Below are 21,503 nucleotides of genomic sequence, written 5' to 3' on the forward strand. Positions count from 1 at the left end.
TTTCCAATTTATTTATCATTGCTTGTATCATAACATATTGTGACACGCTGTAAAAAGAAATGCAAATGGAAGGGCATTCGTCTAGTCAAAAAATTGCGCGCGACATACACATATAGTGATCACAAAAAGGAGGCTGAATTATATGGGAGCAGGATATTCTAATGGGTTTGCTTTATTGGTCGTGCTATTCATTTTGCTGATCATCGTTGGTGCAGCATATCTTTACTAATTAAATCGCTGTGACAGAAGGGAGCCGTCCTGCCGTGCGTGAGGGCGGTTCTTTTTTCAAACGATGACAGGTGCCTAAACGTTTTTTATTTTTCTGCATACACTGAGCTTAGAACAGAGGAAGAACTGGCAGGAGGTGTTTTCACATGGGAGGAGAAGTCTTTGCTGGCGGTTTTGCACTAGTCGTCGTATTATTTATTTTATTGATCATCATCGGTGCATCTTGGATTTGCTAATGAAAATATACACAAAAAGCTGCCCTCAAACTGGCAGCTTTTGCTTTGATCTTAAATGGAAATGGTAATTTCAACAAATGATGAGATAAGTAAGATCAGTATCGATACATTGATAAAGCGAAACACCTTATCTTGCCGTTCTTCAGGAATCTCTCTGACAAGGCATAATGTATTAGTAAGCCTGTTTATTGAATACACAATAAACGCGGCAAAGACGATGAAGTAAAATAAAACTATCGGAGATCCCCCCTCTCTATGCTATTCCCATACTACATTACCAAATTTTTTATGAAAAAGATAGAAGTTGGCTTTAAAAACCTCATGATGAGGAAGTTTGGTCAACTAAAATATCAAACTCGTCTTGAGCTTGATCGATGATGCAGGATTTAGGTGCTTTGAGCAGCTTCCATGCAAATAAAAAGTCAGGCAAACAATAGCCTGCATGTATACTTGCGATGATGATAAAATAGTGTGCGTACATAGGAAACGCCACGCCTAACAAAAAGTAAACCGGTGAGATGACACAAAACGGGCTGAGAAGTGAAAAAAGCATCACTTTCTTAGGCACGCGCTGCCAGCAATTTCGTTTCATCAATAGCGTCATTTTTTTCTTATTTTTCATCACTGGGATCAAGTGAACCACACGGTGGACAAGCAATGTCACAAGTAAGAGCACGGCAAAAAGTGGTGCGTTATGGCTGCTTAGCCGCGTTTCAGGATGAGTCAGTTGAAAACATAAAAATGCCATAATGAAAAAAAGGATAGCAAGACTTATGGCTGAAATCATCATTCTCGTATAACCATAATCCTTTTCAAGATTAATGGTCTTCCAACAATTCATTTTTCATCCTTCCAATCTAAAAATCGAATTGAATATCTCAAGATAATTTACTCTTCCTGAGGATAAAAATCAATGGTTTTGATGAAAAAAAATAAAATGGTGCCTTCATATGGAATAAAGAGAGGAAACTTTGGGTTTTTCAAGAAAAAAGAACAGAAGGGGGAGGTTCGTCTCTTTCGTCAATGAGTAATTTCGGCTAAAATAGAAGGACTAAGAGAAAGAGGGAACGTACATGAGTATTGAGGAACGAATGAGCCAGCTTGAATATTACATGGAACTTTTATTGACGGCAGCCGATATGAGCCGTTATCCATATTATGCGTTATTGATCAGGCAGCGTGTATCGAAAGAAGAGGCAGAGGAAATTGAGCGTATTTGTGCTGAGCTTTCAGAGGAAATGGATAAGCAAAAAGCACAAGGCTACGTCATGTTTGACGATCTCCTTGCGCTCTTTGCGGGACAGTTAATTGAAAAGCTGGATGTTCATGAGACGATATTTGCTTTGCATGATCAGGGGCTGTTTCAGCCGCTAATGAATGAATTTATAAAGATCATTAAACAATTTGATTTGTTTTAGCCGCTTTTTCTGCTGCCTCAGCTGAGTTTTCAAGTTCCTCAGTCTTTTTTGTGACTTTTCCTCGCTCATTCAAAAAGTCCTTCTCAATGTTTGAAAACGATTTCTCAAAAATCTCCATGAAATCCTCACCATAAATGTTTCGGATAATACACATCATTTCTAAAATCTCAGGGAACTTTCCGTAAATGTCATGAAGCGGCTGTGCGCCTTTGACAATACCAGTTCGTGCCGGGTCATAATCTTCGAGTAGTTTATGGAATGTCTCTTCGCCTTTTGGCGTTAGCTCAATATACGTATTGCGTTTATCGTTTAACTTTTTAGAAAATTTTAAAAATCCTCGTTCCTCCAGTTTCTTGGAGAAGTTAAACGCCGTTGATACATGCATGACGCCAAACTTTGCAATTTCTGATATTGAAGCTCCTTTTAATTGATACGCAATCCACAAAATATGATGTTCATTGATATTTAGGTTATACGGTTTGATCCACTGCTGCCAGTCCTTTTCAATGGATTTCCAAAGAGCTTTGCTCAATTGGGCCATTCTTTGACTGAATAAAAGTGCTTCTTTTACATCGAAAGGCTGTTCCGAATGATTCATCCATTTCACCTACTTCTCTTTTTCTTGTAATTCTATTATGCCAATAAAATAAAGATTAATAAAGCTGAAAATTCAAGAATTTTTAAAAGTCATGAAAAACATTGTCAAAATAACCTTTTTTCAACAAAAAAAGTGCGGGATACGCACCCCGCACACTTTTGTAAACGAATATTTTTTTGTGAGTATATTAGTTTTGTAAGGTTTTCTCCAGTTGTTTGAGCTTTTCTTCAATTTCCTGAATTTCCTTTTGTAAGTCCTGCTGATGAGGTTTGATTTCTTCGCGCCATTGCTGAATCGATGTTTGCAATTCAGACCCGACTTCTTTAATCACCTCTGCGCTTTCTTTTGCTGTTTCCACAATTTGCTCTTTTAAAGCTTGTCCATCTCTTTTTAATTTTGTCAGCGTATCTTCGAATTTGTCATAGCCGTCTTTCACTTTTCCGCGCACATCTCTGCCAGAAGAGGGAGTCGTCAGGAGCACTGCCGCACCTCCGAGGAGACCGCCTACAAATAATCCTGTTAATAAAGAACGTCCACTAGCCATTCAAATCACCTCTAGTCAAATTTTACACATTCGCATGTTCTCTCTGAGCTGACGATCAGCTTCATTGAACTTCCATACATAGCTTGCTTTATTTTAGCATACTTTTGAAGAAAAGGGAGGGGAGAAGGTTGTCTGTCTTTCTGTTCGTTTTTATGTGTATCGGCATCGTTTTTACAGTTGGTTCTATTCATTATGCAAGACAGCTTGGGTATGCAGGGTCTTATCCGCCAAAACATGTCTTAAAGCAAAAAGCACTTGTGTGTGCGGCTGGTGCAGGGATTTCACTCCTCATTTTGCTGCTGACCCTTTTTCTTTTATAAAAGCATGAAAAAAACCTCTTCATCTATCATGAAGAGGTTCCAGCGTGTAGACAAACCCTCGCATTCTTTGTCAGTCCTGCGTGCTGGTGCTCACGAATATCAAATTCGCTCCGCGCCAGTACTCGTCCTTCCTAGACTTCAAAGGTTTTCTATCACGCTGAAAAGAAGACAAAGGGCTAAAATCAAGATCATTTTAGCCCTTATCAACAATCTGAAACCTCTTCATCTATCATGAAGAGGTTCGGTTATTCGTTAAGCAACTTCTATCATTCTTGCACGTCTCAAAATGGACTGAGCAATTGGGAAGACAAATACCATAGCAATGGTATTAATCACGGCTGCTGGCAGGACCACGCCCACAAGAAGTGCCGGTAATGCAGCTGGCAGTCCAGTGATCAGTAAAGCGGCAGATAGGAAAATCACACCGGATACGATGGTTCCAATCGCAGTTAACACAGCGGTCAGCACCACTTTGTTCTTTATCTTTAAGCAAGATAAGAAAAGGGCTAGGAAGATAAAGGCTGTCACTGGTTTATCAATCATATTCGGAATTTGTCCGCCTGGGAATCCCGTTGTTAATGCAGAAATCACGCCAGTCACTAGCGCAATCACGACAACATGCTGAACCTTTGGGAAAAGGATGATGCTTAAAAACATCATGACCAGCATCATATCAGGTTTCATTCCGAAAAAGATGGGCGGGAAAATCGTATGCAAAACAGCTCCCATTGCTGCAAGCAATGACATAATCACTAATTCTTTTGTTTTCATTTCTATGCTCTCCTCTGCTAAGCTCTTATAGGACTCTCCAATAATATGGCTCATCATTTATTGCAAGAGTCATGACTTTATATTTCTCGTTATTATAACAAATTTATTTCCCTATAGAAAAGCCTTTTTACTCATTTTCTTGCTGGAACTTTTTCATAAAGTCCGCAAGCTTTTGGCAGTCTTCTATTGAGACCGCATTGTAAATAGATGCTCTGCATCCGCCGACAGAACGGTGGCCGGCTAGTCCAACCATTTGCTCTTGCTTTGCTTTTTCCACAAAGGAAGAAGTAAGTGCATCATCACGAAGAGTAAAGGTGACGTTCATATGAGAACGGCTGTCAGCACGCGCATGTCCTTGATAAAAACCGCCGCTTTGATCAATGGTATCATAGAGAATGCCTGCTTTTTGTTCATTGCGTTTTTCCGCTGCTTCTACACCGCCAGCATGTTTGACATGCTCAAGGACAAGTGACAGCATATAAATCGCAAAAGTCGGTGGTGTATGATAAAGAGAATTGGCTTTTGCGTGTGTTGAATATTTTAATATTTTTGGCGTGCTGCTTTTCTCTTTCTCTAATAAACGTTTGCGCGCAATCACAATCGTGATACCTGAAGGCCCTAGGTTTTTTTGTGCCCCGGCATAGATGAGATCAAATGAAGAAACGTCTATTTTTTTGCTGAGAATATCACTGGACATATCCGCAATGAGCGGGAGTGACGTGTTCGGGAACGTTTTCCACTGAGTGCCGAAGATCGTATTGTTCGATGTGATATGTAAGTAAGCGCCGTCTGTTAAACCGGATGCATCTACTTCTGGAATATACGAGTAGTTGTCATCTTCACTTGAAGCAAGCACAGATGTCTGCCCAAACCCTTTTGCTTCTGACAATGCTTTTTCTGACCAAGCGCCTGTTTGAATGAAATGAGCTGTTTCGCCTTCATGTAAGAAGTTCATTGGAATCATCGCAAATTGAAGACTAGCTCCGCCTTGTAAAAAGAGGACTTCATAATCTTCTGGAATGTCCATCAGTTCCACTAAAAGCGCTTTTGCTTTATTGTGGACTGCTTCATATTCACCGCTGCGATGAGAAAGCTCCATCACAGACATCCCAGTTTGTTTAAAATCAACAAGTTCTTCCTGTGCTTTTTGAAGCACTTCTAGCGGCAATGCCGCCGGACCAGCATTAAAATTCGTCGTTCGCTTCATCACAATCTCTCCCTATTTCTCGCGTTAATGGATCAAAAGATAAAACCATCCTATCACAAATTTGAAGCATTTGGACAAAAAAATTGAATCGTTCAAAATATCTTACTATTAAAAGGCGGAAGCGATGAAAAGGGGTGAAAATAAGAAAAACCTCATCTGTTAAGATGAGGTAAGCCGCGTGTGGATGGCAGAAGAAATGTCTTTTAAATCCTCTGACGTGTATTGATCTTGATGTGATTTCCATACGGCACCAAAGCCATCACCTTTTCCGTAGCGCGGAATGATGTGCATATGGTAATGGAATACCGATTGTCCGGCTTTTTCACCGTTGTTGTTCAGGAGGTTTAACCCGATTGGTTCAAATTCCTGTTTGATCGCCCTTGCAATTTTCGGAATCGCTTGGAAGTAGTGGTTAGACACTTCTGGTGTCATCTCATAGATGTTTTCTTTATGTATTTTCGGGATTACAAGGGTATGTCCTTTTGTTACTTGGCTGATATCAAGAAAAGCCAATACATGCTCGTCTTCATATACTTTTGCACATGGAATGTCTCCATCAATGATCTTGCAAAAAATGCAGTCGCTCACGCCATGTCACTCCTCATTATTTTTCCTTTATCGTATCACAAAAAGAAGCAAAAAAGAAAACAGGACAAGCGAACTCCTTTGGTCGCTCATCCTGCTCCTGCAGAAGAAATGCTGATGCTTTCATTCGAATGCCTTTTGAATTCTTTATTTACTGAAATAAAGAATTCATATGCCTGCTATTTCTGCCGTAAACACCTCATTTGACGTTTTGGTTTGTCGTATACATATTGTATAGGACACAAAAATCAAGAATCAGTGAAGCAAAACAGAAGCTAAGGTTTTTAGATGAAAAACCAACTTGTCATGCGGTTCTTTGCCTTTAACAAACACCTCATTTACATATTGGTCATCAAGTTCATTTCTTCTACATACATTATGATGACCAAAGCGCCTATTTTTTATTCATGACTCGTCTATAGGTAAACATTTCAAATTATCATTCGTTTTTGTTACTATAAAGGAAAAAAGAAAGAAAGGAACGAATTCATGTCCCTTCTCACTGTAAAAGATGTAACGGGCGGATATACGAAGAATCCCGTTCTAAAAAATATTTCATTTGAATTAGAAAGAAATCAAATCGTCGGTCTCATTGGCTTAAACGGGGCGGGGAAAAGTACAACCATCCGCCATATTATCGGGCTCATGAAACCGCATAAAGGTGTCATTGAATTGAATGGACGAACCCTTCAAGACGACCAAGAGGCGTATCGTTCACAATTTACGTTTATTCCTGAAACACCTGTTTTATATGAAGAATTAACGTTAAAAGAGCATTTAGAGCTGACAGCGATGGCTTACGGTCTATCAAAGGAACAATTAGACGAACGTCTGCCATCATTGCTGAAAGAATTTCGAATGGAGAAACGGCTGAAATGGTTCCCTGCTCATTTTTCAAAAGGAATGAAGCAGAAGGTTATGATTATGTGTGCATTCCTTGTGGAACCAGAGCTGTATATCATCGATGAACCGTTTTTAGGGCTTGATCCTCTTGCGATCAATGCACTGCTTGAACGGATGAATGCTGCGAAGAAAAATGGCGCTAGTGTCTTGATGTCAACGCATATTTTAGCGACAGCTGAGCGCTATTGTGATTCCTTCATTATTTTGCACGAAGGGGAAATCAGAGCGAAAGGAACACTGACAGAGCTGAGAGAACAGTTCAATATGAGAGATGCGACACTCGATGATCTTTATTTGGAATTAACAAAGGAAGAAAGCTATGAGTAAAACTACGCAAACCATTTGGAAATCAAGATTAGAGGAACACGTACAAGAAACAAGAAAATACTTAAAATACATGTTCAACGATCATCTTGTCATTGTGCTCATTTTTTTCCTTGCAGGCGGAGCAAGCTGGTACAGCAGCTGGCTCAAACATATTCCGGCTCACTTCCCATCCTACTGGGTGATGGCAGTTGTTTTCTCATTGGTACTCACAAGCTCATACGTACGTACGTTGATTAAAGAAGCCGATCTCGTGTTTTTGCTTCCTTTGGAAGGGAAGATGGAGCCTTACTTAAAACAAGCGTTTAATTTTAGCTTCATTTCTCAGCTGTTTCCTCTCATTGCTGTATCCATTGTCGCACTTCCTCTTTATTCGGCGGTGTCTTCAGGAGGCATCACGGGATATGTGCTGATACTGGCGCAAATGATCTTAATAAAGGGCCTGAATACAGCCATTCAATGGAGAATCACATATTTTCAAGGAAAACACGTGAGATGGCTCGATGCAGCCCTTCGTTTTCTATTAAATATGATGCTGATCTACACCGTCTTACAGGCAGCCTATGTGATTGCAATCGTTTTTTATCTTATCTACGGTGTCTATCTCGTCTACTTAACAAATGCAGTGAAAAAACAGCCCTTTCAATGGGAAATGCATATTTCTGATGAATTAAAACGGAAGCAGCGCTTTTATCGTTTAGCAAACTTATTTACAGATGTGCCTCACTTAAAGAAACAGGTGAAAAGAAGAGCATACATGGATTGGCTTATGAAGTTTGTTCCTTACGATCAGCGTAAAACTTTTTCTTATATGTATGTGAGGGCGTTTGTACGCTCAAATGACTATTTTGGTCTCGTGTTTAGATTAACCGCCGTGTTTGTCCTGATTATTTTGTATACAGGTGCAGCAGGCTGGGTGGGTGCGTTACTTGTCTTGTTCACAGTATTTATCACAGGTGTACAGCTTGTGCCGTTAACGAAGCACTTTGCTCATCTTTCATTACAGGCACTTTATCCAGTTTCTCAAAAAGAAAAGGATCGAAGCTTTTTTGTTCTCGTCCGTAATGTGCTCATCATCCAATCAATCTTGCTGAGCTGTGCGGTACTTCCAGCGGGAGGCTGGCAGGGAAGCGGACTTGCCTTTCTCATTTCTTTAGCATTTGTGCTTGTCCTCTTTAAGCCTTACGTACAAAGCAGGTTAAAAAAGATGAGATAAGTGGAGATTACAGCGAGCGTATGATGACACCAAGGAGGGAACCGGATGAATGCAGCTGAACGAGAGTTGTATGAAGAAGCCATTCTTTTTCAAACACGTTTTTTAAGAAAACCTTCAAAGATCGAACGGTTTTCAAAAGGAGTTCAGCAGCATGTGAACCGCCGAATTCCTGCCAGGTTTCATCAAGTCATCACAAGTGCAGTCAAAACAATGGTTGAATCCACCGTATCAGGATCACACTTCACTTCATTTTCAGTGATTGATGAACAATTATCTATTGTAGAACGAAATGAACTGGCTAAGGATAAAGTGAAGTATTACCAAAGGGCGGCTGCTATCGAAGGGGTTGGAACAGGTGCAGGCGGTTTATTCCTCGGAATGGCAGACTTTCCGCTGCTGTTAAGCATAAAGATGAAATGCCTTTATGAGCTGGCGTGTATTTATGGCTTTGATTTATCTCAAAAGGAGGAAAGACTCTTTTTGCTCTGTATATTCAAGCTCGCCTTTTCCAGCAGTGCCCATCGTCAAAAAATGATGAAGATCATAGATGATTGGGAAACGAGCCGCGAGGAAATGGATTGGTACAGCTTTCAGCAAGAGTATCGAGATTACATTGATCTTGTAAAGCTGTTTCAATTAATGCCGGTCGTCGGAGCCGCTGTTGGCGGGGTGGCGAATCATCAGCTGACAGGACAGCTCGGAGAGGTCGCACGCCATGTGTTTCACTTGCGAATATTGAAAGAAATGAAATAGAAAAGCCGCTGATGACAGCGGCTTTTTTTATTCATTGTAGGAAAGAACGGCGTTAGCGAGTACCTTTGCTGCGATAGGCATTGCTTTTTCGTTGATATCAAACTTTGGATGATGATGTGGATACACGTCCTGGCTGTTTTCCGGCATGGCGCCTGTGTAGAAGAAGGTACCAGGGACATGCTGAAGGTAGTAAGCAAAGTCTTCTCCGCCCATTTGGGTTTCCGCTTCTTTTACTTCTGTGACACCTTCTGTCTGGTTTGCGATGCCAGCAATATATTCCGTCGGCTTTGGATGGTTTTTGACAGCAGGGTATCCTCTGACGTACTCATATGTGTAGGCAGCATCATGCATCTGGCATACCCCTTTTACCACCTGTTCAATTTCTCGTTCGATAATATGCCGTGCACTTTCTTCAAAGGATCGTGCAGTACCAGTTAAAACAGCTGAATCTGCAATAACGTTAAAGGCATTCTCTGCTACAAAACCTCCAACAGAAACAACAGCAGAATCAATCGGATTGACTTTACGTGCAACGACTTGCTGCAGGTTTGCGACGATTTGTGAACCGATGAGTACGGCATCTTTTGTTAAATGAGGCTGAGCGCCGTGTCCGCCTTTCCCTTGGACTTGAATGGAGAAACGATCGGCCGCTGCCATAAAGTTCCCGCTTTTATAAAGAATCGTGCCACAAGGCTCTGAAGACCAAAGGTGCGTACCGAATATCACATCGACACCGTCTAAACAGCCGTCTTCAATCATTGGTTTTGCACCGCCGGGAGCATATTCCTCCGCATGCTGATGAATGAGGACGATCTTTCCTTTTAATTGATCACGATGCGTATGCAAGACTTTTGCTAATACAAGAAGTGTCGCAGTATGCCCATCGTGACCGCACGCATGCATCACACCAGGCTTTGTTGATTTGTAAGGTACATCTTTTTCATCGTGGATGGGAAGTGCATCAAAATCAGCTCTGAGGGCAATGGTTGGTCCCGGAGAAGCTCCTTCAATAAAAGCGAGTACGCCATGACCGCCCACCTTGGTGCGCGTAGGTATTTGTAATGTATCATAGTAGCTGGCGATGAAAGCGGCTGTTTCTTCTTCCTGAAAAGAAAGTTCAGGATTCATATGGAGATGGCGTCTAATTTCAACCATTTCCTCATAATGTTCATCAAGACGTTCATTGATGCTTTTTTGTAAAGTGGATATTGTCATTGAATCGAAAACCTCCTTCATGCTCTTTTACTGATTGTATGGTAATTGTTAGAATCTTTCAACAGAAGAGGATTTCGTGGTCAGTAGCAAAAGGTCATTTTACATAAAAGTCGAAGTTGATATGAAGCAGGGAAAGGGAGGAGTAGCGTTGGGAAGCTGTCCAAATTGTTCAAAAACATTTTCTTTCGTCGAAAAATTTCATTTATCACATACGAAAATGATGATGTGTCCAAGCTGCCGGCATCAAATTAAAGAAACATTTCTCTCAAAAATGAGTTTTTTCATGATCTGCTTGATTCCACTATTGGTGCTGCTGATTCAATTGAAAGGTGCTTCTCCTATGTTGAAGTGGCCGGTCTTATTAGGTTGGATATTGCTGAATTTCTATGTGCTTCAGCCGATCATTCATCGGTACGAGCTGAAATCAAGCTCATAAAATGAAGAGCCCATCGACTGGGCTTTTTTTGATGAAAAAAAGAAGTGCTGAGAGCAGCACTTCCTTAATTGTCTGTGACGGCATGATAGGATGTGAGGTAAGCTGGACGAGAGAAAATGGAGCCTGTATCCTCGTGTGGCTGAAAGAATGCTTCTGATTCTTGAAAGTCTTGAAATAAGTCCTCTGATTCCCAAAGTGTCAAAATCAAATAAACTTCTTCATCTTTTTTAGGTCTTAAAACGCGAATAGCCTGGAAGCCGCGCTGATGTTCTGAGATGTTCGTCTTTTTCTGAAAGGTGGATTCAAACAGTGCTCTGCTTTCAAGCTTAACAGGGATATGATTCAAGGTGACGAAACCAGATTGGACAAGCGCGCCTTTCGCATAAATCACATCATAGGCATGAGGGGCTTTAAATACAGTCTCACCCTCCGTTTCATGAAAAAGAGCTGCTTGTTCTTTTCCGACCATATAAAGCAGATTTTCCAGATGGTGTTTCTTTGCGATTTTATGCAAAAAATCTGCTGTTCCATATGTAATATAGAAATTCATCTAAACCGCCTCCTGCTTGATAGTATAACAAAAGAATGATATATAATTCTTTGGCAGTCAATCCATAAAACATATTATGAAGCAATACATCCCATACTATCCGTATAAAGGAATGAGGTGACCTAATTTGAAGAAAAAGAAGATAATCATTCCATTAGTCATTGCAGGAAGTACCATCGTACTCTCATTTATTGGCTATCTGACGATTTTATTTTTAGGACATTATGTCATAGATGAAAAGAAGCTTGTTTTTCACGCTTCCTCCAAAATCATTGATCAGAATGGAAAAGAACTCACAAGCATGTATTCAGAAAATCGGGACCCCGTGTCATTAAAAGAGGTGCCTGATAAAGTAGCAAAAGCTTTTGTGGCTGTTGAGGACAAGCGTTTTTATGAGCATCACGGCATTGATGCACAGTCTATTTCAAGGGCGGTTTATCGAGATATATTAGCAGGAGGGAAGGTAGAGGGCGGCAGTACAATCACCCAGCAGCTCGCAAAAAATATTTTTCTCACAAATGACAAAACCTTTCTTCGAAAAACAAAAGAAGTCATTATTGCCATTAACTTAGAAAGAGATTATTCAAAGGATAAGCTGCTTGAGATGTATTTGAATCAGCTATACTTTGGCCATGGTGTTTATGGTATTCAGGCAGCAGCCAATTATTACTTTAGTAAGGATGTCAAAGATTTAACGGTCAGCGAAGGTGCCACACTCGCTGCGATGCCAAAGGCACCATCTTCTTACTCGCCTGTTTTACACCCTGATAAAAATAAACAAAGGCGGGACACCATCCTGAATTTAATGAACGAACAAGGATATTTGTCTTCAACAGAAACAGTAGAAGCAAAAGGGAGAACACTAGGCATTCATTTGAAAAAGAAATCAGAAACGCCTTGGGTGGACAGCTATGTTGATCTCATCATTAAAGAAGCAGAGTCAGAGTATGCCATTTCACATGAACAATTGCTTCAAGGCGGCTATACCATTACAGTTCCGATTGATATGAATCTGCAAAAAACCGCATATGATGCGATGAAGAACAACCGTTATTTCCCGGGAAAAAGCGGTTCTCCGGAAAGCAGCGCCGTATTTATTGATAACGAATCTGGTGGAGTGAAAGCAGCCATTGGAGGACGAGAATATCAGGCGAGAGGCTATAACAGGGTGACGGCTGTTAGGCAGCCTGGATCTGTTTTTAAGCCGATCGCGGTCTACGGTCCGGCAATGCAGGAGAAAAAATTCAGACCTTATTCATTGCTTGAAGACAAAGAAAAAAGCTATGACGGCTATTCACCAAAGAATTACGATGGGCAGTATGAAGGAAGGGTCACAATGGTGGATGCCCTCATGAAAAGTAAAAATACCGCTGCTGTGTGGACGTTAAGCAAGCTGGGCATTGACACGTCGAAATCATATCTTGAGAAAATGGGGATAGATATCTCGGATAAAGGACTAGCCATGGCGCTTGGCGGTTTAGAAAAAGGAGTTTCTCCATTACAGATCGCTGGAGCCTTCCATACATTTGCAAATGAAGGCGTATATAAAAAGCCTTTCTTCATTCAGAAAATCACCAATGATGAAGGAGAAACTGTAGAAAAGAATCGTGGTAAGCAAGAACGAGTGTTTAGCGTGCAGAATGCTTGGAATATGACAAGAATGCTTCAGCAAGTCGTCAAAGGCGGGACAGCCCAGAGCGGTTCATACGCTGGAGATTTAGCAGGTAAGACAGGTACGACCACATATTCAGGTGTGAAAGGTGCAACAAAGGATGCTTGGTTTGCCGGCTATACGCCTAGTACAACGGGTGCGATTTGGATGGGGTATGACAAAACCGATAACAGTCACTATTTAACCGGCGGCAGTCAATTCCCGGTGCAGCTGTTTAAAGATATTTTAACAGCAGCTCAAATCACCAATGAAACGTTTGAAAAACCAGAGGGGATAAAAGAGCTCGAGTCGCCTATCCATTTAGAGGGACTATCAGGATTTGAAGCCCGCTATGCGTTTAAAATCAAAGGATTGTTTACATTAGAGCTGTCTTGGAACAATCAAGAGGATAAACGCGTTGAATACCGCATTTATGAAAAGAGAAATGGAAGCGAGACGCTGATCGACACAGTGACAGGCGTGGGCAGCTATACAATGCCGTATGCCAATGTATTTTCAAATGCAGAGTATAAGGTTGTTCCATATAATACCCAAACGCAAGAAGAAGGCGAAGGCAGTCCATATGTCAAGCCAGAGGCTTTTGGACGTTAATATTCGGCGATTTTTTGAACATTGAGCCGCTTTAGTATACCGTGCCTTGAAAAAACGGTATAGTAAAAGCAGGTTTGAGCCTTGTACAAAAAGAGAGTATAAGGCGAAAGGTGGAATGAAAGGTAATGGGAAAAACGAAGGTTTTTAATGACACGTTCTTAAAGGCGTGTAAAGGGGAAAAAACAGACCATGTACCAGTTTGGTATATGAGACAGGCAGGACGCTCACAGCCTGAATATCGTGCCCTTAAAGAAAAATACGGGCTATTTGAAATTACGCATCAGCCAGAGCTATGTGCTTATGTAACGAGACTTCCTGTAGAACAATATGGTGTAGATGCCGCTATTTTATATAAAGATATTATGACCCCGCTTCCGGCTATTGGAGTGGACGTAGAAATTAAAAATGGAATTGGACCTGTGATTGATGCACCGATTCGATCTAAAGCAGATATCGAACGTCTTGGGGAACTTCATCCTGAAGAAGACCTGCCATATGTGCTTGATACCATTCAGCTTTTAACGAAGGAGCAGCTGAATGTTCCACTTATCGGTTTTGCTGGCGCACCATTTACGATGGCAAGCTATATGATTGAAGGCGGTCCATCTAAAAATTATCATAAAACAAAGGCGCTGATGTACAGTGATCCTGAGGCGTGGATGCTGCTTATGAACAAGTTAGCTGATATGACGATTACGTACATACGCGCGCAGGTAAAAGCCGGGGTCAGTGCATTTCAAATTTTCGACTCATGGGTTGGTGCTTTAAATGCAGCAGATTACCGGACATTCATTAAGCCTGTCATGCAGCGAATTTTCACAGAGCTGAAGTCTGAAAACGTCCCAATGATCATGTATGGAGTTGGAGCAAGCCATTTAGCGAAAGACTGGCATGACCTGCCGCTTGATGTGGTTGGACTGGATTGGCGTATGAGTGTAGACGAAGCAAGAAAAGAAGGGCTCACAAAAACGTTACAGGGGAACCTTGATCCAACCATTTTACTTGCTCCTTGGGAAGTCATTGAAGAGAGAGCAAAAGCTATTTTAGATCAAGGAATGAAATCAGATCACTTTATCTTTAACTTAGGTCATGGGGTATTTCCAGATGTTTCACCAGATACGTTAAAGAAGCTGACAGATTTTATTCACGATTATTCAGCGAAACATAAAAAATCATCCATCTAAACTATTTCAAATGATCTGAAGGAGTGTTGGTTGTGGAGAAAAAGAAAATGGGACTTCTTGTCATGGCATATGGCACCCCATATAAAGAAGAAGATATTGAGCGTTATTATACACATATCCGCAGAGGCAGAAAGCCGGAGCCAGAGATGCTGCAAGATTTGAAGGATCGCTACAAGGCAATCGGCGGTATTTCTCCTTTATCAAAAATTACCGAACAGCAGGCAAATGGTTTGTGTGATCATTTGAACGACATCCAAGACGACATTGAATTTCATGTCTACATTGGCTTAAAGCATATTGAGCCGTTCATTGAGGATGCAGTTGCAGAGATGCACAAGGACGGCATCACAGAAGCAGTGAGTATTGTTCTTGCGCCGCATTTTTCAACCTTTAGCGTGAAATCGTATAACAAGCGTGCACAAGATGAGGCAGACAAGCTTGGCAATCTGAAGATTACGTCTGTGGAAAGCTGGTACGATGAGCCGAAGTTTGTGGACTATTGGGTGAAACAAGTGAAGGATACGTATGCATCGATGAGTGAAGAGGAAAGAGAATCAGCCGTACTCATTGTGTCTGCACACAGCCTTCCTGAAAAGATTATTGCAGCAGGAGATCCATATCCTGATCAGCTCGCACAATCTGCCAAAATGATTGCAGAAGGTGCAGGAATTGAACATTATGAAATTGGCTGGCAAAGTGAAGGCAACACGCCTGATCCATGGCTTGGACCAGACGTTCAAGACTTAACACGGGACCTATTCGAACAAAAAGGCTATAAAACGTTCGTATATGTGCCTGTTGGATTTGTCGCTGACCATCTTGAAGTGTTATACGACAACGATTATGAATGTAAAGTCGTGACAGATGAAATCGGTGCAGCCTACTATCGTCCAGAAATGCCAAATGCGAAACCAGCATTTATTGATGCTCTCGCAACTGTCGTATTAAAGAAGCTTGACGAAAGCAAGTAATTATATAAAAGAAGGCGATCCTATGCATGACAATCAAAAACACCTTGTCATCATTGGCGGTGGCATCACTGGTTTAGCCGCCGCCTTCTATTTGGAAAAGGAAGTCGAAGAAAAAGGTCTTCCCATTCAAATATCTCTTATTGAAGCGAGCCCTAGGCTAGGTGGAAAAATACAAACATTATATAAAGACGGCTACATCATTGAACGTGGACCTGATTCATTTTTAGAAAGAAAGGTCAGTGGACCGCAGCTGGCGAAGGATGTGGGTCTCGCAGATCAGCTCGTCAATAATGAAACAGGGCAGGCATATGTACTAGTCAATGAAACCCTTCACCCGATGCCAAAAGGCGCTGTCATGGGTATTCCAACTCAAATCAGCCCATTCATCACAACCGGTCTTTTTTCAGTTGCAGGAAAAGCGAGAGCCGCAATGGATTTCGTCTTGCCAAAAAGCAAGCAAACAGAAGATCAGTCGCTCGGTGAATTTTTTAGAAGACGTGTCGGTGATGAAGTAGTTGAGAATTTAATCGAACCTCTTCTATCAGGCATTTATGCAGGTGACATTGACCGTCTCAGCTTAATGTCCACCTTCCCGCAGTTTTATCAAACAGAACAAAAGCATCGCAGTTTGATTCTTGGGATGAAAAAATCACAGCAGCATGCGAAAGCGCAGCAAGTGACAGCGAAAAGACAAGGGCAGTTCCAAACGATCAATCAAGGACTGCAAGCGCTTGTTGAAGCAGTAGAAAGCAAGCTCAAGCTGACAACGATTTATAAAGGGACAAAAGTGAAGCAGATTGAAAAAACAGATGGGGGCTACGGTGTGCAGTTAGACAGCGGTCAAACGCTTTTTGCTGATTCAGCCATTGTGACAACTCCGCATCAATCGATCTATTCCATGTTTCCAAAAGAAGCAGGGCTTCAGTACTTGCATGATATGACATCTACTTCTGTTGCAACGGTGGCACTCGGTTTTAAAGAAGAGGATGTTCATAATGAATATGACGGTACTGGTTTTGTCATCTCAAGAAACAGTGATTTCTCTATTACAGCCTGTACGTGGACGAACAAAAAATGGCCGCATACAGCTCCTAAAGGAAAAACGCTATTGCGTGCCTATGTAGGGAAAGCTGGCGACGAATCAATTGTCGAGCAGTCAGACCATCAAATCGTCAGCATCGTGCTGGAGGATTTGAAAAAAATCATGGATATTAAAGCAGATCCAGAACTGACGACAGTGACTCGCTGGAAGACGAGCATGCCGCAATATCACGTCGGTCATCAAAAAGCTATTTCGAACATGCGAGAAACGTTTAAGCAATTATATCCTGGTGTTTATATCACAGGTGCTGCTTTTGAAGGTGTCGGAATCCCTGATTGTATTGATCAAGGAAAAGCTGCTATTTCAGAAGCTTTATCTTACCTATTTTCATAAAAAAACAACTCCCTTTTCTGTCATGGAAAGGGAGTTTTTCATGTTCGAATCAATCGAAAAGAGTTGGGAATCATAAATGTGAACAAAGTTGTTGCATCCGGGGAAAAGGGTGTGGTATATTACTTTCTGTACTTAATGACCAAAACGTTCAAATAGTCATTTTGGGAGTGAGATCATGAGTGTTGATAGGAGACAAATGATTTTAGACGGGGCTACGAAGGCATTTACTCAATTCGGGTATAAAGCCACCACAATGGACCTTGTGGCGAAGCTTGCCAACGTCGGAAAAGGAACTATTTATACCTTTTTCAAAAACAAAGAAGAGCTGTTCGATGAAATTTTCACATCCCTTTTAATGGAGATGAGGAAAATTGCGGATGAAGCAATGGATGAGGAAAAAAGTTTCTCTGAAAACCTTCACTTAGCACTCTTTGCAATATTGGAATTTCGAAAAAACCACCAGCTCACAATCAAAATCTTTCAGGAAAGTGCGGAGCTTGGCACGTCAGCGGTCAAGGAAATGATTGAGAAGATGGAGCAAATGATCATTCGCTATATCAAAACGAAAGTAAAAGAAGCGATTGATAAAGGCGACATTAAGCCATGTGATCCTGAATTGACTGCATTTGTGATGGTGAAACTATATATTGCACTTATTTTTGATTGGGAAAAGCGATACGAGCCTTTAACAAAAGAAGAGGTGGCCGAGTCGCTGGAACTTTATGTACTCAAAGGACTTTTAGCAGCACCATAATTTTTTTTAGTTCAAATGACCAAATTCTAAATTTAGTCATTCATCTATGGGAGGAAAACAGCAATGAATTTAATTCGGAATCAATGGAAAGACATTGTGACGAGCAAAAAACTACTGATCCCGATTTTAGCTGTCTTATTTATTCCGCTGATTTACAGCGGTGTATTTTTAAAAGCGTACTGGGATCCATATGGTACAGTCGATCAGTTGCCTGTAGCGGTTGTCAACTTGGATGAAGGCAGTCATTATGACGGGAAGACACTGCATGTCGGCGATGATTTAGTGAAGGAATTAAAGAAAAACGATAATTTCAAATGGAACTTTGTCGATAGTGAAGAAAAGGCAGTGAAGGGATTAAATAATGAGGATTATTATCTCGTCGTGGAAATACCAAAGGATTTCTCGAAAAATGCAAGTACAGTCCTTGATAAGCATCCAAAAAAATCGAATCTGAAATATTATACGAATCCAGGCGCCAACTATGCGGCGTCACAAATTGCGAATAATGCCATTATCAAATTAAAAGATTCGGTTTCAAAGGAAGTCACAAAAAATTATGCAGAGGTCATTTTTGATAACTTCAAAACGATTGCAAAAGGCTTAGATCAAGCAAGCGATGGTGCGAAGAAAATTGATGACGGAACAAAAAATGCAAAAGATGGCAGTAACAAGTTAAAGGACAATTTAGCAAAATTGGCTGAAGGAACGTTAACCTATAGCGAAGGTGTTCATCAGTTTGCTGGTAAAATGGGTGAACTGAACACAGGGATACAATCTCTTGACAGCGGACTTGGCCAGCTCTTAACAGGCTATCAAACCATCGATCAGAAATTTGGAGAGCTTGGTACAGGAATTGATACATTGACTGAAGGGTTAAACACAAGCCGTGAAGGTCATCAGCAGCTCGCTTCTAAAATGCCACAATTCACAGCGGGTATTGAGCAGCTAAACAACAAAGCACAATCTTTTTCAGAAAAAATTGAAGCAGTAGAAAAAGTCTTGTCGTCACCAGAATTAGCGAACCTTGAAAAGATGGCGCCTAAACTCGATCAGGTGAAAAAAGACGCAAAAACGTTTCGTACAAAACTTGCTTCATTAAAAGAAGCGCTATCGAATCGAGATGCTAAAGTAAAAAGCATCATCCAAAACAGCTCAATGACAGATGAAGAGAAAAAGGCGGCAATGGATCAGCTTGACAGTCTGCCTAAAATCGAACTGCCAGATCTGTCTGGACTTGAACAAAGCTTAGCGGCCTTGCAGGAACTGCCTGATGCAAGTGAGGTTCAATCTGCGGTTGCTTCTGCAAAAGCTCAGCTGCAGCAAGTCAAACAGCTGCCAAAGAAAACGGAACAGCTGTACACATCTACAGTCGCGATACAAAATGCGATTGATCAAATGACATCTGGTACGAATAAATTGTATCAAGGTGCACTTAAGCTCCAAGCAGGTCAAGGCCAATTACAAGATGGTCTGCAAACAGCAAATGGAAAGCTGGATACAGCGAAAAGCGGTGCAGATAAGCTTGCGAATGGTTCAAGCCAGCTGAGTGCAGCGTTAAATAAGCTGGAAAGTGGTTCAACGAATATCCAAAGCAACACATCTAAGCTTGCTGAAGGCTCAAAATCACTCGATAAAGGATTGGGAGATTTAAAGAGCGGTACAGGTAAGCTGTCCGATAAATTAAAAAGTGCCGCTGATGAAACAGGAGAAATTGATGCGGGTCAAGACAATTACAATATGATTGCGAGTCCCGTGAAAACAGAAAATGATACAGCGAAAAAGATCGATAATTATGGTACAGGGCTCACACCTTATATTTTATCGATGGGACTCTTTGTAGGGGCTCTCATGCTCACCGTTGTATTCCCAATGAAAGACCCTGCTGGACGCCCTAGAAACGCGTTTGAATGGTTTTTCAGCAAATATAGCGTACTCCTCTTTGTCGGTATCCTACAAGCAGTCATTGCAAGCTCCATGCTCATCTTTGGGCTTGGTCTTGAGGTGGAAAGCCTCTGGCGCTTCTATCTCTTTGCGATTATCGTCAGTCTGACATTCTTAGCGATCATTCAGCTACTGGCGACAACTATGGGGAACCCAGGACGCTTCATTGCCGTTATTATCTTGGTTCTTCAGCTCGCAGCAAGTGCTGGTACATTCCCGCTTGAGCTTGTGCCGAAATTCTTCCAAGTCATTCATAGTCTGCTTCCAATGACGTATACAATCAACGGATTTAGAACGATCATTGCAAGTGGTGATGACAGCTATTTATGGCACCAAGCAGCGATCCTTGGAACAGTTGCGATCATCATGATGGCGGCAACAACAGCATACTTTGCTTGGAACGTAAGAAAAATGAAACAGGACGAAGCTTAATTCATGAATCCTTTCTCTTTATAGAGGAAGGATTTTTCATTTGAAATTAGACATCTCGAACCTGAAGCGATATATTTTAAGAAGAGATGCTGAAAAAGGCATACATGGAAGGAATTGCTTTCAGACAAAGGAGGAAATGCCGAATGACAACTGAAGTAAACGAAACCGTTCAGCTGATTCAAAAGCTCGTATCAATCCCAAGTCCATCAGGAAATACGGAAAAAGTGATCGGCTTTGTTGAACGTTTTTTACAAGATTTAAATATTGAGACAAAACGAAATCGAAAAGGCGGATTAATTGCCACAATCAAAGGGACAGATGACAAAGAACACCGCATGCTGACAGCGCATGTCGATACGCTCGGTGCGATGGTTAAGGAAATTAAATCAAATGGACGGCTTCGTCTTGCACTCATTGGAGGCTTTCAATATAACTCAATTGAAGGCGAATATTGTGAAATTGAAACAGCATCAGGCTATACATACACAGGGACCATTCTTATGCATCAAACATCCGTTCACGTTTATGCGGATGCTGGAAAAGCGAAACGAAACCAAGAAAATATGGAGATTCGTCTCGATGAAAAGGTGAAAAATGCAGACGATGTCAAAGCACTTGGCATTCAAGTAGGGGACTTTATTTCATTTGATCCGAGAGTGGAAGTGACATCTTCAGGGTTTATTAAATCAAGACATCTTGATGATAAGGCAAGTGTTGCGCTGCTTTTGCGGCTCATCCACCGGATTCAAAAGGAAAACATCACATTGCCGCATACAACGCATTTTTTAATTTCCAATAATGAAGAGATTGGCTACGGCGGAAACTCGAATATTCCAGAAGAAACAGTGGAATATCTCGCTGTTGATATGGGTGCGATCGGTGACGGTCAATCGACAGATGAATACAGTGTATCGATTTGTGTAAAGGATTCGAGCGGCCCTTATCACTATGGATTACGCAAGCATTTAGCTGCATTAGCAGAAGAGAACAACATTGATTACCGCCTTGATATTTACCCTTATTATGGCTCTGATGCATCAGCAGCCATTAGAGCAGGGCATGATATCATTCATGGACTGATTGGTCCTGGTATAGATTCCTCGCATGCTTTTGAAAGAACACATGAAGATTCACTTGTCCATACAGCGGATCTCCTTTACTACTATGTTCAATCACCATTAATCACAGCATAAAAAAAGAACCCCTGATAGATGGGGTT

At 41.3% G+C, this 21,503-nt stretch carries 24 protein-coding genes; 15 read left to right on the forward strand and 9 right to left on the reverse strand.

From position 1 onward, the window contains the following. The first annotated feature begins 142 nt into the window (after nt 1–142). On the forward strand, nt 143–229 hold the full coding sequence (locus NSU13_RS04940) for a YjcZ family sporulation protein (protein ID WP_008361129.1): 87 nt from the start codon (nt 143–145) through the stop codon (nt 227–229). A 145-nt stretch (nt 230–374) separates the two neighbouring features. After that, complete coding sequence (locus NSU13_RS04945) at nt 375–464, forward strand: YjcZ family sporulation protein (protein WP_017360317.1); 90 nt, start codon at nt 375–377, stop codon at nt 462–464. A 51-nt stretch (nt 465–515) separates the two neighbouring features. On the opposite strand, the gene NSU13_RS04950 is transcribed toward NSU13_RS04945, so the two are convergent. Then, the gene (locus tag NSU13_RS04950) at nt 516–701 is read right to left on the reverse strand and encodes a hypothetical protein (RefSeq protein ID WP_072368131.1); all 186 of its coding nucleotides are present in this window, start codon (nt 699–701) and stop codon (nt 516–518) included. Nucleotides 702–783: 82 nt separating this feature from the next. Then, nucleotides 784–1,305 (reverse strand): DUF3267 domain-containing protein, encoded by a 522-nt coding sequence (locus NSU13_RS04955; RefSeq protein ID WP_034282208.1) that lies wholly within the window; start codon nt 1,303–1,305, stop codon nt 784–786. 232 nt (nt 1,306–1,537) lie between these two features. Between NSU13_RS04955 and NSU13_RS04960 the strand changes: the two genes are divergently transcribed. Next, nucleotides 1,538–1,882, forward strand: coding sequence for a YhaI family protein (locus tag NSU13_RS04960; protein ID WP_024426566.1), 345 nt, complete (start codon nt 1,538–1,540; stop codon nt 1,880–1,882). Here NSU13_RS04960 and NSU13_RS04965 read toward each other — a convergent pair. Beyond that, nucleotides 1,860–2,480 (reverse strand): HTH-type transcriptional regulator Hpr, encoded by a 621-nt coding sequence (locus NSU13_RS04965; RefSeq protein WP_034282207.1) that lies wholly within the window; start codon nt 2,478–2,480, stop codon nt 1,860–1,862. The two genes, NSU13_RS04960 and NSU13_RS04965, sit on opposite strands and share 23 nt — an antisense overlap. A 187-nt stretch (nt 2,481–2,667) precedes the next feature. Then, nucleotides 2,668–3,024, reverse strand: coding sequence for a YtxH domain-containing protein (locus NSU13_RS04970; protein ID WP_024425453.1), 357 nt, complete (start codon nt 3,022–3,024; stop codon nt 2,668–2,670). Between the two features lie 128 nt (nt 3,025–3,152). On the opposite strand from NSU13_RS04970, the gene NSU13_RS04975 reads away from it, so the two are divergent. Continuing rightward, entirely contained in the window at nt 3,153–3,344 is a 192-nt protein-coding gene (locus NSU13_RS04975) for a hypothetical protein (protein ID WP_041117013.1), read from the forward strand. A gap of 252 nt (nt 3,345–3,596) precedes the next feature. On the opposite strand, the gene NSU13_RS04980 is transcribed toward NSU13_RS04975, so the two are convergent. From NSU13_RS04980 to NSU13_RS04990, 3 genes are all read right to left on the reverse strand, one after another. Next, nucleotides 3,597–4,115 (reverse strand): tryptophan transporter, encoded by a 519-nt coding sequence (locus NSU13_RS04980; protein ID WP_024425455.1) that lies wholly within the window; start codon nt 4,113–4,115, stop codon nt 3,597–3,599. 127 nt (nt 4,116–4,242) lie between these two features. Next, a complete protein-coding gene (gene serC / locus NSU13_RS04985) occupies nt 4,243–5,322 on the reverse strand; it encodes a 3-phosphoserine/phosphohydroxythreonine transaminase (RefSeq protein WP_034282206.1) in 1,080 nt (359 codons plus the stop codon). Between the two features lie 159 nt (nt 5,323–5,481). Continuing rightward, a complete protein-coding gene (locus tag NSU13_RS04990; protein ID WP_024425457.1) occupies nt 5,482–5,910 on the reverse strand; it encodes an HIT family protein in 429 nt (142 codons plus the stop codon). A 486-nt stretch (nt 5,911–6,396) separates the two neighbouring features. On the opposite strand from NSU13_RS04990, the gene NSU13_RS04995 reads away from it, so the two are divergent. The 3 genes from NSU13_RS04995 to NSU13_RS05005 are packed head-to-tail and all read left to right on the forward strand — an operon-like array spanning nt 6,397 to nt 9,103. Then, nucleotides 6,397–7,137 carry an ABC transporter ATP-binding protein gene (locus tag NSU13_RS04995; protein ID WP_003212171.1) on the forward strand — a complete coding sequence of 247 codons (741 nt, stop codon included), beginning with the start codon at nt 6,397–6,399 and terminating at the stop codon, nt 7,135–7,137. Further along, entirely contained in the window at nt 7,130–8,350 is a 1,221-nt protein-coding gene (locus tag NSU13_RS05000) for an ABC transporter permease (protein WP_211042966.1), read from the forward strand. The genes NSU13_RS04995 and NSU13_RS05000 overlap by 8 nt, the downstream gene beginning before the upstream one ends. Before the next feature lie 45 nt (nt 8,351–8,395). Beyond that, a complete protein-coding gene (locus NSU13_RS05005; protein WP_342489906.1) occupies nt 8,396–9,103 on the forward strand; it encodes an EcsC family protein in 708 nt (235 codons plus the stop codon). A 27-nt stretch (nt 9,104–9,130) separates the two neighbouring features. Here the strand turns inward: NSU13_RS05005 and NSU13_RS05010 are convergent, their stop codons facing one another. Beyond that, complete coding sequence (locus NSU13_RS05010) at nt 9,131–10,318, reverse strand: M20 family metallopeptidase (protein WP_024425461.1); 1,188 nt, start codon at nt 10,316–10,318, stop codon at nt 9,131–9,133. Nucleotides 10,319–10,601: 283 nt separating this feature from the next. On the opposite strand from NSU13_RS05010, the gene NSU13_RS05015 reads away from it, so the two are divergent. Beyond that, entirely contained in the window at nt 10,602–10,754 is a 153-nt protein-coding gene (locus NSU13_RS05015; RefSeq protein ID WP_224426392.1) for a hypothetical protein, read from the forward strand. Between the two features lie 64 nt (nt 10,755–10,818). On the opposite strand, the gene NSU13_RS05020 is transcribed toward NSU13_RS05015, so the two are convergent. Beyond that, a complete protein-coding gene (locus tag NSU13_RS05020; RefSeq protein WP_120207478.1) occupies nt 10,819–11,304 on the reverse strand; it encodes an antibiotic biosynthesis monooxygenase in 486 nt (161 codons plus the stop codon). A 127-nt stretch (nt 11,305–11,431) separates the two neighbouring features. Between NSU13_RS05020 and NSU13_RS05025 the strand changes: the two genes are divergently transcribed. The 7 genes from NSU13_RS05025 (at nt 11,432) to NSU13_RS05055 (ending at nt 21,477) form a co-directional block, all read left to right on the forward strand. Beyond that, entirely contained in the window at nt 11,432–13,567 is a 2,136-nt protein-coding gene (locus NSU13_RS05025) for a PBP1A family penicillin-binding protein (RefSeq protein WP_342489907.1), read from the forward strand. 125 nt (nt 13,568–13,692) lie between these two features. Beyond that, a complete protein-coding gene (gene hemE, locus NSU13_RS05030; RefSeq protein ID WP_041117026.1) occupies nt 13,693–14,751 on the forward strand; it encodes a uroporphyrinogen decarboxylase in 1,059 nt (352 codons plus the stop codon). Nucleotides 14,752–14,783: 32 nt separating this feature from the next. After that, the gene (gene hemH, locus NSU13_RS05035) at nt 14,784–15,722 is read left to right on the forward strand and encodes a ferrochelatase (protein WP_024426557.1); all 939 of its coding nucleotides are present in this window, start codon (nt 14,784–14,786) and stop codon (nt 15,720–15,722) included. A 22-nt stretch (nt 15,723–15,744) separates the two neighbouring features. Further along, entirely contained in the window at nt 15,745–17,157 is a 1,413-nt protein-coding gene (gene hemY / locus NSU13_RS05040; RefSeq protein WP_251232216.1) for a protoporphyrinogen oxidase, read from the forward strand. 175 nt (nt 17,158–17,332) lie between these two features. After that, the gene (locus NSU13_RS05045; protein WP_041117030.1) at nt 17,333–17,911 is read left to right on the forward strand and encodes a TetR/AcrR family transcriptional regulator; all 579 of its coding nucleotides are present in this window, start codon (nt 17,333–17,335) and stop codon (nt 17,909–17,911) included. Nucleotides 17,912–17,974: 63 nt separating this feature from the next. Continuing rightward, nucleotides 17,975–20,284 (forward strand): YhgE/Pip domain-containing protein, encoded by a 2,310-nt coding sequence (locus tag NSU13_RS05050; protein WP_176967535.1) that lies wholly within the window; start codon nt 17,975–17,977, stop codon nt 20,282–20,284. Nucleotides 20,285–20,427: 143 nt separating this feature from the next. After that, nucleotides 20,428–21,477 carry a M42 family metallopeptidase gene (locus tag NSU13_RS05055; protein ID WP_081124171.1) on the forward strand — a complete coding sequence of 350 codons (1,050 nt, stop codon included), beginning with the start codon at nt 20,428–20,430 and terminating at the stop codon, nt 21,475–21,477. Nucleotides 21,478–21,503: the final 26 nt, after the last annotated feature.

It is taken from the genome of Bacillus sp. FSL M8-0049 (genome assembly GCF_038593355.1).
Classification (GTDB): domain Bacteria; phylum Bacillota; class Bacilli; order Bacillales; family Bacillaceae; genus Bacillus; species Bacillus safensis.

Coding starts and splice junctions, on each gene's coding strand:
- NSU13_RS04940 (WP_008361129.1), top strand. CDS start 143: ATGGGAGCAGGATATTCTAATGGGTTTGCTTTATTGGTCGTGCTATTC.
- NSU13_RS04945 (WP_017360317.1), top strand. CDS start 375: ATGGGAGGAGAAGTCTTTGCTGGCGGTTTTGCACTAGTCGTCGTATTA.
- NSU13_RS04955 (WP_034282208.1), bottom strand. CDS start 1,305: ATGAATTGTTGGAAGACCATTAATCTTGAAAAGGATTATGGTTATACG.
- NSU13_RS04960 (WP_024426566.1), top strand. CDS start 1,538: ATGAGTATTGAGGAACGAATGAGCCAGCTTGAATATTACATGGAACTT.
- NSU13_RS04965 (WP_034282207.1), bottom strand. CDS start 2,480: ATGAATCATTCGGAACAGCCTTTCGATGTAAAAGAAGCACTTTTATTC.
- NSU13_RS04970 (WP_024425453.1), bottom strand. CDS start 3,024: ATGGCTAGTGGACGTTCTTTATTAACAGGATTATTTGTAGGCGGTCTC.
- NSU13_RS04980 (WP_024425455.1), bottom strand. CDS start 4,115: ATGAAAACAAAAGAATTAGTGATTATGTCATTGCTTGCAGCAATGGGA.
- serC (WP_034282206.1), bottom strand. CDS start 5,322: ATGAAGCGAACGACGAATTTTAATGCTGGTCCGGCGGCATTGCCGCTA.
- NSU13_RS04995 (WP_003212171.1), top strand. CDS start 6,397: ATGTCCCTTCTCACTGTAAAAGATGTAACGGGCGGATATACGAAGAAT.
- NSU13_RS05000 (WP_211042966.1), top strand. CDS start 7,130: ATGAGTAAAACTACGCAAACCATTTGGAAATCAAGATTAGAGGAACAC.
- NSU13_RS05005 (WP_342489906.1), top strand. CDS start 8,396: ATGAATGCAGCTGAACGAGAGTTGTATGAAGAAGCCATTCTTTTTCAA.
- NSU13_RS05010 (WP_024425461.1), bottom strand. CDS start 10,318: ATGACAATATCCACTTTACAAAAAAGCATCAATGAACGTCTTGATGAA.
- NSU13_RS05015 (WP_224426392.1), top strand. CDS start 10,602: ATGATCTGCTTGATTCCACTATTGGTGCTGCTGATTCAATTGAAAGGT.
- NSU13_RS05020 (WP_120207478.1), bottom strand. CDS start 11,304: ATGAATTTCTATATTACATATGGAACAGCAGATTTTTTGCATAAAATC.
- hemE (WP_041117026.1), top strand. CDS start 13,693: ATGGGAAAAACGAAGGTTTTTAATGACACGTTCTTAAAGGCGTGTAAA.
- hemY (WP_251232216.1), top strand. CDS start 15,745: ATGCATGACAATCAAAAACACCTTGTCATCATTGGCGGTGGCATCACT.
- NSU13_RS05045 (WP_041117030.1), top strand. CDS start 17,333: ATGAGTGTTGATAGGAGACAAATGATTTTAGACGGGGCTACGAAGGCA.
- NSU13_RS05050 (WP_176967535.1), top strand. CDS start 17,975: ATGAATTTAATTCGGAATCAATGGAAAGACATTGTGACGAGCAAAAAA.
- NSU13_RS05055 (WP_081124171.1), top strand. CDS start 20,428: ATGACAACTGAAGTAAACGAAACCGTTCAGCTGATTCAAAAGCTCGTA.